14 protein-coding genes are annotated in these 12,612 nt (G+C 59.3%); 7 read left to right on the forward strand and 7 right to left on the reverse strand.

From position 1 onward, the window contains the following. Positions 1-7: 7 nt before the first annotated feature. The 3 genes from pstB to phoB are packed head-to-tail and all read left to right on the forward strand — an operon-like array spanning position 8 to position 2,271. Positions 8-823, forward strand: a complete 816-nt coding sequence (pstB, locus tag WA367_RS03490; RefSeq protein ID WP_336055395.1) for a phosphate ABC transporter ATP-binding protein PstB — start codon at positions 8-10, stop codon at positions 821-823. A gap of 37 nt (positions 824-860) precedes the next feature. Then, positions 861-1,568 (forward strand): phosphate signaling complex protein PhoU, encoded by a 708-nt coding sequence (gene phoU, locus WA367_RS03495; protein ID WP_336055396.1) that lies wholly within the window; start codon positions 861-863, stop codon positions 1,566-1,568. A 16-nt stretch (positions 1,569-1,584) separates the two neighbouring features. Then, on the forward strand, positions 1,585-2,271 hold the full coding sequence (gene phoB / locus WA367_RS03500; protein ID WP_336055519.1) for a phosphate regulon transcriptional regulator PhoB: 687 nt from the start codon (positions 1,585-1,587) through the stop codon (positions 2,269-2,271). A gap of 141 nt (positions 2,272-2,412) precedes the next feature. Here phoB and WA367_RS18155 read toward each other — a convergent pair whose 3' ends face one another. The 4 genes from WA367_RS18155 to WA367_RS03515 form a co-directional block, all read right to left on the reverse strand. Continuing rightward, entirely contained in the window at positions 2,413-3,009 is a 597-nt protein-coding gene (locus WA367_RS18155; protein WP_442935524.1) for a type II toxin-antitoxin system PemK/MazF family toxin, read from the reverse strand. Then, entirely contained in the window at positions 2,904-4,568 is a 1,665-nt protein-coding gene (locus WA367_RS03505; protein ID WP_336055397.1) for an FG-GAP repeat domain-containing protein, read from the reverse strand. The genes WA367_RS18155 and WA367_RS03505 overlap by 106 nt, the downstream gene beginning before the upstream one ends. 149 nt (positions 4,569-4,717) lie before the next feature. Continuing rightward, positions 4,718-6,151 carry a di-heme oxidoredictase family protein gene (locus WA367_RS03510; protein ID WP_336055398.1) on the reverse strand — a complete coding sequence of 478 codons (1,434 nt, stop codon included), beginning with the start codon at positions 6,149-6,151 and terminating at the stop codon, positions 4,718-4,720. Positions 6,152-6,172: 21 nt separating this feature from the next. Next, a complete protein-coding gene (locus WA367_RS03515) occupies positions 6,173-7,384 on the reverse strand; it encodes an ROK family transcriptional regulator (RefSeq protein WP_336055399.1) in 1,212 nt (403 codons plus the stop codon). 158 nt (positions 7,385-7,542) lie between these two features. Here WA367_RS03515 and xylF point away from each other — a divergent pair, with 158 nt between their 5' ends. The 3 genes from xylF to WA367_RS03530 all read left to right on the forward strand — a co-directional run bounded on the left by xylF (position 7,543) and on the right by WA367_RS03530 (position 10,813). Next, a complete protein-coding gene (gene xylF, locus WA367_RS03520) occupies positions 7,543-8,586 on the forward strand; it encodes a D-xylose ABC transporter substrate-binding protein (RefSeq protein WP_336055400.1) in 1,044 nt (347 codons plus the stop codon). Between the two features lie 105 nt (positions 8,587-8,691). Then, the gene (locus WA367_RS03525; RefSeq protein ID WP_336055401.1) at positions 8,692-10,005 is read left to right on the forward strand and encodes a sugar ABC transporter permease; all 1,314 of its coding nucleotides are present in this window, start codon (positions 8,692-8,694) and stop codon (positions 10,003-10,005) included. Positions 10,006-10,024: 19 nt separating this feature from the next. Beyond that, on the forward strand, positions 10,025-10,813 hold the full coding sequence (locus WA367_RS03530) for an ATP-binding cassette domain-containing protein (protein ID WP_336055402.1): 789 nt from the start codon (positions 10,025-10,027) through the stop codon (positions 10,811-10,813). Between the two features lie 76 nt (positions 10,814-10,889). On the opposite strand, the gene WA367_RS03535 is transcribed toward WA367_RS03530, so the two are convergent. From WA367_RS03535 to WA367_RS03545, 3 genes are all read right to left on the reverse strand, one after another. Next, positions 10,890-11,063, reverse strand: coding sequence for a hypothetical protein (locus tag WA367_RS03535; RefSeq protein ID WP_336055403.1), 174 nt, complete (start codon positions 11,061-11,063; stop codon positions 10,890-10,892). 45 nt (positions 11,064-11,108) lie between these two features. Then, positions 11,109-11,276: a DUF1328 domain-containing protein gene (locus tag WA367_RS03540; RefSeq protein WP_036486125.1), complete on the reverse strand. Its 168-nt coding sequence runs from the start codon at positions 11,274-11,276 to the stop codon at positions 11,109-11,111. A 111-nt stretch (positions 11,277-11,387) separates the two neighbouring features. Then, positions 11,388-12,185 (reverse strand): response regulator, encoded by a 798-nt coding sequence (locus WA367_RS03545; RefSeq protein ID WP_336055404.1) that lies wholly within the window; start codon positions 12,183-12,185, stop codon positions 11,388-11,390. Positions 12,186-12,406: 221 nt separating this feature from the next. Between WA367_RS03545 and WA367_RS03550 the strand changes: the two genes are divergently transcribed. Further along, a complete protein-coding gene (locus WA367_RS03550; RefSeq protein ID WP_336055520.1) occupies positions 12,407-12,610 on the forward strand; it encodes a NepR family anti-sigma factor in 204 nt (67 codons plus the stop codon). The last annotated feature ends 2 nt before the right edge of the window (positions 12,611-12,612 follow it).

Genomic DNA, 12,612 nt, shown 5'->3' on the forward strand with positions numbered 1-12,612 from the left:
AAGGGATATGAACATGCTGACAGAAGCTCAGGTAGAAAACGCAATCCAGCCCGACAGCGAGACCTATACCGTCAAGATGCGCGGCTCCAATGTCAGCGTCTTCTATGGCGAGAAACAGGCTCTTTTTGATGTCAATCTGGACGTGCGCCAGAACCAGGTGACGGCGCTGATCGGTCCGTCGGGTTGCGGCAAGTCCACTTTCCTGCGGTGCCTCAATCGCATGAATGACACGATCGACATCTGCCGCGTGCGTGGCGACATCACGCTTGATGGTGAGGATATCTACGATCCGGCCATTGATGTGGTAGAACTGCGTGCACGGGTTGGGATGGTTTTCCAGAAGCCCAATCCGTTCCCGAAGTCGATCTATGAGAACATCGCCTATGGCCCGCGCATTCACGGGCTCTCCAACTCCAAGAGCGAGCTGGACGGCATTGTCGAGACAAGCCTTCAGAAGGCCGGCCTCTTTAACGAGGTGAAGGACCGTTTGCATGAGCCGGGCACCGGCCTCTCCGGTGGTCAGCAGCAGCGCCTTTGCATTGCCCGCGCCATTGCGGTTTCGCCCGAAGTCATCCTCATGGACGAGCCGTGCTCGGCACTCGACCCGATCGCCACCGCCAAAGTGGAAGAGCTGATCGACGAGCTGCGCGAGAACTACACGATCGTGATCGTGACACACTCCATGCAGCAGGCGGCCCGCGTGTCGCAGCGCACGGCCATGTTCCATCTCGGCAATCTCGTCGAGGAGGGGCCGACGGACAAGATGTTCACGAATCCGGAAGACAAGCGCACCCAGGACTACATCACCGGCCGCTTCGGCTGATCTATTCCGGAATTCAGCGGTTACGAGGACCAGTCACATGGGCGAACATACAGTCACCTCCTTCGACGAGGAACTGAACAGGATCGACCAGCTTCTTTGCGAGATGGGCGATCTTGCCGGTGCGATGACCCAATCGGCCACCAAGGCACTCATCACTTCCGACAATGCATTGGCGCAGCGTGTCATTTCAGATGACGCGATCATGGATGCCAAGCAGCGCGAGCTCGACGAGCGCGCCATCACGCTCATCGCCAAGCGCCAGCCAATGGCGCAGGATCTGCGTGCCGTGGTTGGTGCCATCCGCATGGCGGGCGATCTCGAGCGTATTGGCGATCTGGCGAAGAATGTCGCAAAGCGCGTCGGTGCGGTTGGCGACAGCGCCACCCCGCGCAGCCTCGCTCATTCCATCGACGCGATGGCACAACTTGTCATCGTGCAAGTGAAATCGGTCATCGACCAATATGTCGCTCGCAAGAGCGAGGGCCTGACCACGCTGCGTGATGAAGACGAGAAGATCGACATCCACTATACGTCGGTGTTCCGCGAGCTTCTCACTTACATGATGGAAGATCCGCGCAACATCACTGCCTGCACGCATCTTCTCTTCTGCGCCAAGAATCTGGAGCGCATCGGTGATCATGTGACCAACATCGCCGAGAATGCTTATTACGTGATGACCGGCGAGCAGCTTCCCGTTCAGCGTCCCAAGCTGGACGAGACGCAGATGACGGTCAGCGCCGAATAGAGGGTGTCAGCCAATGATTGCGCCGAAAGTGATGGTGGTCGAGGACGACGAGCCACTATGCGTCCTGCTGCGCTATAATCTGGAAGCGGAAGGTTATCAGGTCGAGGTCGTCACGCGTGGTGACGAGGCCGAGATGAGGCTTCAGGAAAATGTGCCTGACCTGCTCGTGCTCGACTGGATGGTGCCTGCCATCTCCGGCATCGAACTCTGTCGCCGCCTGCGCATGCGGCCCGAGACCGAGCGCCTGCCAATTATCATGCTCACCGCGCGCGGCGAGGAAAGTGATCGGGTGAGGGGGCTCTCAACGGGTGCCGACGACTATCTCGTCAAACCCTTCTCCACACCGGAATTCGTGGCCCGGGTGCGTGCGCTCCTGCGTCGTGCCAAGCCTGAGGTTCTCTCCACGGTTCTGACGGTGGGCGACATCACGCTCGATCGGGAATCCCACCGCGTCTATCGCCGCAAGAACGAGATCCGTCTCGGGCCGACCGAGTTCCGCCTGCTGGAATTCATGATGCAGCATCCCGGCCGCGTCTTCTCCCGCGCCCAGCTTCTCGACAATGTCTGGGGCGAGACCATCTATATCGACGAACGCACCGTCGACGTCCATGTCGGACGCCTGCGCAAGGCCGTGAACCACGGCAAGATGCCGGACGTCATCCGCACGATCCGCGGTGCAGGCTATGCGATCAGGGAAGCTTGAGGGGCTGTTTAGCCGATAAAAAACGAAAGGGAGCCCAGGGCTCCCTTCGCAAGTCGCTCCCTTTCGGGAAGTGGATACTCCTGCGAGCACCACGAGTAGTGCGAATGTAAGCATTCGCCAGATTGGTGTCAAATCACGTATTTATGGCAGGCGCGGGAGCCAGTCCGCGCAGATTTTCAGTATCTGCTGGAATTCTGCATCCGGGATCCGAGGAATTCGTTTCGAGGGCGAAAGGCGGGCATTTGAAACCGTATAGAAGTGATTGCAGATCACCCAGCTCTTTCTCTGTCCGTCTACGCTTAACGAGAGCGGGTGAGCCCAGCGCGCTCTTTCACCCTCCTGAGGATCTGTGGAAGTCGGCAGAACAAGTGAATGCCCGCTGAGTGTGTTTCTATAGGAAAAAATGACGACGGGTCGCTCCTTCCACATCTCCGGTAACAGTGCTTCCTTCCAAAACTGGCACCAATAGATCTGCCGGATCTTCGGAGCCGCTTTAATGCGCATTGGGACGCGACGCGGTTTGCTGTCGTTGCCACTGTCTGGATTAGTGCTGGAGCTGTTCAATGCAGGAGCATGATCGCTTACGAGGGAGTATCTACCATAGGTAGAATTACCCTGGTGTGCAATTCTCCTCACTCCACCGGATACCAATAGCGCGCCTCCGCTTCCCCGCGCTCGATCCTGACGAAATTGTTGGCGAAGACGCGGTAGGGGTGGCTCCATTCGCCGTCGGGCCATTTTACGCGAATTTCGGCGCGTTCGGAGGTGCCGAGGCCTGCGTGGATGAAACCTGCGTGACCCGAGGCATGGCCTCCGCCTACCTGTATGGTGCGGTTGACGGTTCTGGTGCCGATCTTGATCGAGATGAGCGCGCCGACCGCGTTGCGGTTCGCCCCCTTCTGGGCGAGTTCGACGGCGACGAAATTGCCGCCCGCAACTGCGCGATCGCCTTGCTTCATGCCCTTGTTGCGGAAGAGCGAGACATTCTGCTCACGGTTGACCACCAAGAGGTCAAGCAGACCGTCGGCGTTGAAATCGGTGACCACCGCGCCGCGGCCTTTGGTCGGCAGGCCGATGCCGCTTAAGCCGCCGGCTTCCTCAAAGGAGCCGTCCCATTGGCCGATCAGCAGATTGTCGGGATCAACCGTCGCGAAATCCGGCATGGCTTCAACATTGCCCTTGGCGATAAAAAGATCGGCCAAGCTGTCATTGTTGAAGTCGGCGAACTCTGCGTGCCAGCCGGTTGAGGGTTTCAGGTCATTACCCTGATAGGGGCGGTGAGCAGTGGCACCACGGTCGAAAGCGATGTCCGTATAGATCGGGCGATCTTCCTCGGCTTCCTCGTCAAGCTTCTGCAGCTTGGTGTCGCCCATGGAAGTGAGCGCGTATTCGGGATAGCCGTCAGCGTCTATATCTGCTTCGGCGATGCCCATGCCCCAGATGGTCAGGTGCCGCCAGCCTTCGGAGCGGGAATAAAGCCGCGGGCTTCGGCCCGGCTCCACATGCCAAAGCTGCTCCTCGCCGCCACGATAATAGTGCCGGTCATTGGTGATGCGCAGATCCGGCGTGCCGGAGCGGTTCCAGTCGGTGAAGAGCATGGATAGCGCGCAGTAGCCGGGGGTGAGTGCGCGGCCTTCCTCGTAGAGCGGGGCGTTGGCGCCTTGCTCTGGTCGGTAGAGCACGTTGTCGTGGCAGGTGCCCCAGGGTGAGCCGGGGGCGGAACGGTCGACATAGTTTCCGAAGGCAAGCGTGGGGAAGCGGGCGTCCGGTTCCCACATGGCGGAAAAGGCGGTTGTCCAGGCGCGCCCGCCATCGAAGGCGAATGCGTCATTGGCCTTTTCGAAACTGCAGTTCGGACCACCCTTCAGGATGAGGTTCTCGCCAAGACGCAGGAGCACGAGATCCATGTGGCCGTTATTGTCAATGTCGAGCGGGTAGGCGCCCAGCACACGCATGCCATCGCGGCCAAGACCGTGGTCGCGGCGGGAAAATTTTAGCGGGCTGCCCTTGGTGCTTTCATTGACGAAAAGTGCCGCATCATCACGCCCGCCCGCGATGAACAGATCGGGCATGCGGTCGCCATTGCAGTCGAATGATGCCGCGCCGCCGCCGACAAAGTATTCCCACGGACCGCGATAGGCGTGGGTGAGACCGGCGAATTGTGCTTCCTCGTGCATGACGGGGATGTCAGCGAGGGGCGCAGCGAGTGCCGGGTGGGAGAGGAGAAGGGTGGCTGAGAGGATCACCAGGCTCAATGCATGGCGGCGGTGTTCACCCCCCTCTGCCTTGCCAGGCATCTCCCCCACAAGGGGGGAGATTAGTCGTTTCGACTTTGCCGACGCATTCGGCGATGTTTGTGCGGTTCCAGATGACAGCCAATCTCCCCCCTTGTGGGGGAGATGTCCGGCAGGACAGAGGGGGGTGTCGATACGCCAACGCTTCAACATCACTCCACCTCCCCAATCACCAGCGTGCGCAGGAAGGCGATCAATGCGCTGCGGTCTGCTTCTTCGGCCGCGATATAGGCGTCACGCGATGCGCGGGCCTCACCGCCATGGGCGCGGATGGCTTCGTCTATTGTGGTCATGTCGTTGCGATGGCCGTAGGGAGCGGTAGATTCAAGGCCCCAGAGTTCGGTGGTCATGAAGACATTGCGCTCCACGAAGCGCTGGGCGAGCAGTTCGTTGCCGAAGGCGGACACTTCCTGATCCGCGATGGTGTGGCGCTTGAGGTCGCCAAAAAGCGGGACGAGCCAGTTGCCTTCTTCATCGCGCGGCAGGTCTTTTGCCCATTCGAGCAAGGAGAGATCATATACGGCATCAGCTTCAGACTCGCCGTTGCGCAACGTCCCGGCCATATCCACGGGGCCGGGATCGGCAAACTCAAGCGAGGACAGCGGCAGGGCACGGATGTGGCAGGTGCTGCATTGGAGCTCGTCGAAGACGGCGTTGCCGCGCTCTGCAGCCTTTTGCCACTCGTCATCCTCGGGTGTACTGCGGATCGGCGGTTGAAGCCCCGCCTGCCAGGCAACAAGTGCGGCAATGTCGGCGTCGGCAATCTCGTCAGCCACGCCATCGCCGTCAAAATCGTCCTCTCCGGTCCAGCGCTTGCCGAAACGTTCCACGGCCTGAATGCCGTGGTGGTGATTCAACGCATTAACCGTGAACTGTCGCAAAGAAGTCATCACGCCTTTCTGAGTGAATGGTCGAATGACGAGATCGGCATCCACGCCGTCAATCTTTGTCAGATCAAGCATGCCATCTGGATGGGCGGTAATGGTGCCGAAGCGGACGCCTTTTGTCATCAGCTCGCTGGAAACGGCCTCCCCAGAGGCGCGAGCTTTAGCAAGCGTAGCACGTCTGGTGGCCTGCAGATCGCGCGTCATCTCACGGGAGAGTAGCTCTACCAGTCCAGCGCCGAAGAGGTGATTTGTCCCGCGCTCGTTGGAAAATTGCGGATCGAGGCTTTCGAAATCCGCGCTTTCGAAGCCTTCGGAAACGAAAACATTGGTGACGAATTCACCGGCACCGCCAGCCACCGGCATGTTATGGCAGCCCGAACAGGCATTGGCGTCGAGACCGGCGGAGCGGAAAAACTCGTTCTGCGGCGGGCGTTTTCGCTTCGTAGGCACGATCGCTTGAGTGGCGAAAGGGCGCCCCACACCGTCAGCCCCAGTGAAATGACCGGTAAACAGAGTTTCACCGCGCTGGCGCAGCGTCTCCAGCGTTCCACGATCCAGAGTGCCGGACGGTGCCTTTTGCTGAAGCCCGCGTGCGATGACCGCTTCCGCCCAGGGAGGGATCGCTTCCTCAGCCGCTGCAGGCTGTACGCCAAATGCCAGCACTGCAAATGCCACTAATTCAAGGCGCGGTCGGGCCATGCGGTTTCCTCCCATAGTCGTTCAAGCCGGCAGAGCAGCGCCCGCGCCAAAATGCTTTCGATCAAGCTCGGCCAGCGCCAGCATCGCACTGCCTTCGGCTATCAATGGCGTTTCCTCTGGCTCTGTCTCGAAGCTGATCACCTGCGCGTTCTGCCCACCGAGTGTTTGCGCCAGCGCGTGACGGATGCTTGGCTCCAGAATGTCGAAGGCTGCCGTACCCTGGCCGATCATGGCAATCGGCGCAGGGTCAATGAGAGCAAACAGATTGCCGATGGCATAGCCGATCGCTTCGCCTGCCTCCCGGAAGGCCTGGCGGGCAGGGCCATCTTCCTCGCGGGCCTCGGCCGTCAGCCTTTCCATTTCTGCAGCGCGCATATCGGTCACGGGTTTGGCCATGGGGCTTTGTCCCGTGGCCTTTCGCCAGATAGCGTAGTTGCCGGCATAGGCTTCAACGCAGCCCAGCCGCCCGCAACGGCACAGCGCGCCGCCGGGCATATAGGTCATGTGCCCCAGTTCACCGCCTGAAGAATCCTTGCCGGTGAACATGCGCCCATCCACCATCAGTCCCATGCCTATGCCGTGGGAGAGCAGTATGGCCACGAAATTGTCGCGGTAACGGTCGGGCTTTCGCCAGCGCAGGGCAAGCGCGATCAGGTTGCAGTCATTGTTGATGCTGACAGGGACGCCGAATGCGCTTTCCAGTGCCTCGGCGAAGGCAACATTACGGTGAACAGTGATGGGCGACCAGAGCATTTCGCGCCCGGCCGAATCCGTCAGGCCCTGTACACCGAAGCTGATATGCAGGATGGGGCCTTCGCCGCCCGCAATTTCACGAACAGCACTGATCGCCGCTTCGCACAGCTCCTGGCGCGACATTTCCAGTGTCTGGAGGCGGATGGTCTTTTCGCGCTTCTTGTTGCCGCAATAGTCTACCAGCGAAGCGGTTAACCGGTTGAAGATCAGGACGAGCACGACGATGCACCCAGCATCCGGAGAGAGGCTGAGCGCCACTTGCGGGCGACCGCGGCGGGCGGGGGCTGTCTCCTCGTCCCGCAATTCCCGCATGATGCCTTCGTCGATCAGATCGGCTGCAATGGCAGAAATTGTGGAGTGGCTGAGGCCGGTGCTGCGCGTGATCTCCGTGCGTGAGGCACGACCGGCCTGACGCACCGCAGAGATAACCATGGTGCGATTGCGCTTGCGCATCTCGTCGTGACGGATACCTGCCGTCATGCATTCTCCTCCCGCAGTTCGGCGACTTCTTGTTGCTTAGTCGATACCGCTTATGGGCCATATTGACACGCCCTCAAGGTTGAGTCATTATTTTTTTCGAGGCTCGAAAAAATCGGTCTCTGTACTAGTCGCGCCGCTTCGGCGCCCGGGAGGAAATCATGAAGAAGTCTGTGACCGCCGTTCTGGCGGGTCTAACCCTTTCGCTCACCCTTTCGACTGCTGCACTTGCCGAAGGCAAGGTCATCGGTGTGTCCTGGTCCAACTTCCAGGAGGAGCGCTGGAAGACCGACGAAGCCGCGATGAAGGAGCAGATCGAGGCTGACGGCAACACCTATATCTCGGCTGATGCCCAGTCCTCCGCTTCCAAGCAGTTGACGGATGTTGAATCGCTGATCGCGCAGGGCGCCGACGCTCTGATCATTCTCTCGCAGGATTCCTCGGCCATCGGTCCGGCAGTCGAGAAGGCAGCGAACGAAGGTATTCCGGTTGTTGGCTATGATCGCCTGATCGAGAACCCGGATGCGTTCTACCTGACCTTCGACAACAAGGAAGTCGGCCGCATGCAGGCCCGTGCCGTGTTCGAAGCTCAGCCGGAAGGCAACTATGCCTTCATCAAGGGCTCCTCGGCCGATCCCAATGCGGATTTCCTGTTCTCCGGCCAGATGGAAGTGCTGAAGGAAGCTATCGATTCCGGCAAGATCAAGAATGTCGGCGAGGCCTATACGGATGCATGGCTTCCGGCCAACGCACAGAAGAACATGGAGCAAATCCTGACGGCGAACAACAACGAGGTTGATGCCGTGGTGGCTTCCAATGACGGTACCGCTGGTGGTGCGATTGCCGCTCTTGAAGCACAGGGTCTGGCTGGCACCGTGCCGGTTTCCGGTCAGGACGGCGACCATGCTGCGCTGAACCGCATCGCGCTTGGCACGCAGACCGTTTCGGTCTGGAAGGACTCCCGCGAGCTCGGCAAGGCTGCCGCCAAGATTGCCGCTCAGCTTGCTGACGGCACCGACATGGCCGAAGTGGAAGGTGCGGAGAAGTGGTCTGACGGCCCGAATGGTGTCGAGATGACCGCGATGTTCCTGAAGCCGATCCCGATCACGGCTGACAATCTGGACGTCGTCATCGACGCTGGCTGGGTCTCAAAGGACGTTGTCTGCCAGGGTGTCGAGGCCGGCAAGGTCGCAGCCTGCGACTAATCATCGAATGTGATAGGATGAACGCCGTGACCTCCCGTCGCGGCGTTCTTCACATCGCGGCCAGGTCGGGCGTAGGAATTGCGTCCGGCGAGGGAGAATATTGGGATGACGGATATGGCAATCCAGGCCGCGCCGCAGGGCGCATCGGCTTCTGCCACAGGCCCCGTGGCACGCTTCTTGAAAGCAACTGAACTCGACACGCGCATGCTGGGCATGCTCGGCGCGCTGGTCGTAATCTGGATCGGTTTCCACCTCTTGTCAGGCGGACTGTTCCTCACACCCCGCAATCTGTGGAACCTGTCGGTTCAGTCGGCTTCCATCGCCGTCATGTCCACCGGCATGGTGCTTGTTATCGTGACGCGGAACATCGACCTTTCGGTAGGCTCGCTGCTTGGCTTCATCGGCATGATCGTCGGTGTGACACAGGCACAATACCTGCCCGAACTGCTGGGTTTCGGTCATCCGATGATCTGGGTGCTGGCGCTTGTTGTCGGCATTGTCGTGGGTGCGATTGTCGGTGGCCTGCAGGGTTACATCATCGCGTTTCTCGGCGTTCCTGCCTTCATCGTCACGCTGGGTGGGCTTCTGGTCTGGCGCGGGGCTGCGTGGTGGGTGACGAGCGGGCGAACGGTCGCGCCAATGGACCCCACTTTCCGCCTGATCGGCGGTGGACCTGAAGGTGCCATTGGTGCCACCTGGAGCTGGATCCTTGGTATCATCCTCTGCCTTGCCATAATCGCGATGCTGGTGAGCGGCCGCAAGCAGCGCCGCAAGTTCAACTTCCCATTGCGCCCGCTTTGGGCGGAGGGCTTCCTTGGATTTGTCGGTTGCGGGCTCGTGCTCGGCGCAGTGGCAATTGCCAATTCCTATCCATGGCCGCGCGGCATTGTGCGCCGCTATGCGGAGGCCAACAACATTGCCATACCGGATGGCGGGCTCTTCATCGCGCATGGCATTGCCATTCCGGTTCTGGTTGCCATCGGTGTGGGCATCGTCATGACGTTCATTGCCACGCGCACGCGCTTTGGCCGCTATGTCTTTGCCATTGGCGGCAATCAGGAAGCAGCCGAACTGGCGGGCATCAACACGCGCTGGGTGATCATGAAGATCTTCATTCTCATGGGCATCCTGACGGCGATTGCCTCGGCGATCTCCACGGCACGACTGAATGCTGCCACCAATGCGCAAGGAACGCTCGACGAGCTTCTGGTCATTGCCGCTGCGGTTATCGGCGGCACCTCGCTTGGCGGTGGTGTGGGCACAATTGCCGGCGCCATGATCGGCGCGGTTCTCATGCAGTCGCTTGCAACCGGCATGATCCTGCTTGGCGTGGATACGCCGCTGCAGAATATTGTCGTAGGCCTTGTTCTCGTCGTGGCCGTGTGGCTCGACACGATCTATCGCAAGCGCGTTGCGTGAAGTTGAGGGAGTGAAGACTATGGAAAAGAAGACACCCCTCGTCGAGATGAAGAATATCTCGATTGCGTTTGGCGGCATTCATGCGGTGGAAGATGCTTCGCTTGATCTTCATGAAGGCGAGGTCGTTGCCTTGCTCGGTCACAATGGCGCGGGCAAATCCACGCTCATCAAGATCCTGTCGGGCGCCTATAAGCGCGACAACGGCAAGATCTTCGTCAACGGCGAGGAAGCGCAGATCAACAATCCCCGCGATGCCAAGAAATACGGCATCGAGACGATCTACCAGACGCTCGCGCTGGCGGACAATGTGGATGCGGCTGCCAATCTGTTCCTTGGACGCGAGCTCATGACCCCCTGGGGCACGCTTGATGATGTCGCCATGGAGTCGGAGACGCGAAAGGTGATGGCGCGTTTGAACCCGCGCTTCCAGCGGTTCAAGGAGCCTGTAAGCCGACTGTCAGGTGGTCAGCGCCAATCCGTGGCGATTGCACGAGCAATTTATTTCGACGCACGCGTGCTCATCATGGACGAGCCGACTGCAGCACTGGGCCCGCAGGAGACGGCGCAGGTATCAGATCTCGTGCGCCAGCTCAAAAAGGATGGGATCGGCATCTTCCTGATCAGCCATGACATTCATGACGTGTTCGATCTCGCCGATCGGGTGGTCGTGATGAAGAATGGACAGGTGGTTGGGACAGCTCATACGAAGGACGTCACTGAGGACGAGGTCCTGGGCATGATCATTCTGGGCAAATGCCCGCCCGGAGCGATACCCGGGCCAGGTGCCATACAGGCTGCTGCCGCGTGAGCTGGTAAGGCCTTCGAAACGTAAGAAAGCCGCCGGATCAGTTCCGGCGGCTATTTTCATTGTCTTGCCGTTTCGACTAGAGAAGGCTGAATATCAAGAGCACTGCCACGAGCGCCGCGAGAATGAGTAGCGCGAGGCGGAAATAGCCGAAAGGACCGTAATTCGGACCCGGCGGCAGAGGATCGTTCTCCTCAATATTCACCATTGCGGTTCGTGCCGCCTCTTCGGCGTTTTGCAGCAGTTCTTTCATTGCATTCTCCTCCCGGGCCAACAGGCCCATGCAGCATCCAAACAGCTAGCGTGCGCGCCTGAACAGGCCAAGCACCAGCGAGATAATCAGCAGCGCGAGGAAGATATAGAACAGGATCTGAGCGATACCCGCAGAAGCGCCCGCAATCCCACCAAAGCCGAGCGCACCCGCAATCAGGGCCACGACCAGAAATACCAAAGCCCAATAAAGCATGTTACCTCTCCTTGTTGTTCAGCGGTACAACGTCATCTTCAACCGTTGGTTCCAAAACGCAGAAAAGCCGCCTAGCGGCGGCTTTTCGAGAGTTGCGTGGCTGTATGCGTATCAGGCGGCGGCAGCCTTTGCCTGATGGTCGAAGAACAGAGCCTGGCTGATAAGTGCCTTCACCATATCGGGATTGAAAGGCTTGGTTACCAGGAATGCAGGCTCGGGGCGCTCACCCGTAAGAAGCCGTTCGGGGAAGGCGGTGATGAAAATGACCGGCACCGGCGTGGTTGCCAGGATCTCGTTCACCGCATCAATGCCCGAGCTGCCGTCGGCGAGCTGGATATCGGCCAGTACCATGCTTGGATTGGACTTCTGGAACAGTTCGGTGGCTTCCTTGTGGGTACGAGCCGTGCCGACGACGTTATGCCCGAGGCTCTCGACCAGCTCCTCGATATCCATCGCGATGAGCGGCTCATCCTCGATGATCATGATATCCGTGGCGACGGTCTTGGAGATCTCGTCACTCGCCTGGCGCAGAAGCTCGTTGAGCTCCTTCTCTTCCACGTCAAGGATCTCGGCCGATTCAGCAACATCAAAGCCTTCAACGGCGACCAGCAGGAACGCCTGACGCGGCAACGGAGCCATGGAAGAGAGATTGGTTAGCGCGCGCTGCTCCCAGGCAGAGGTCGGCGTTTCATCTGGGATGCGCAGATCCAGCGAGCCAAATAGCTTCGCGAAAAGCTTGAACAGCGCAATGCGGTCCGTGGAGGCTTCCGGGAACACCGAAGGGTCCGCGATGAGCGCTTCAAGGGTTGCAGCCACCAGAGCATCGCCGCTCGTCTGGGAGCCAGACACCGCACGCGAGAAGCGACGCAGATAGGGCAGATGCGGGGTAATACGGGCTGACAGACTCATTTTCTTTCAATCTCCCTCGGCCAAGAACACCGTGTGTTTTGAAAATAGCGAACTCAGGAACGGGTAGGCGAGAAAAAAGTTCCCAATGGTTCGGAACAAAATTCAAACCCCGCCGTTAAGGCTCGGATGCAGAGACGAAACAAGCAAAGCTGCGCGCGCAGGAAGGCTTCGCTATAATGCCAATTCAACCGGGGCGAGACGCTGCAAAAGAAGCGAACAACATGAAGTATCAGTCTTTTGAAAAAGGCCGTAAGGCAGGTGGTGCAGACGAGGGAAGTGACCCGCTGGGTCCAAATTCCGAGATCGGCCGAAAGCTAAAACAATATTACGACGATCTGGTTTCTGAAGATATTCCCGACCGGTTCGCGTCACTCCTGAGCCAACTTGAGCAAAAGGAACAGCCTCAGAACACGGAGAAGGAGTAGTG

It is taken from the genome of Nitratireductor sp. CH_MIT9313-5 (assembly GCF_037029545.1).
GTDB lineage: Bacteria > Pseudomonadota > Alphaproteobacteria > Rhizobiales > Rhizobiaceae > Chelativorans.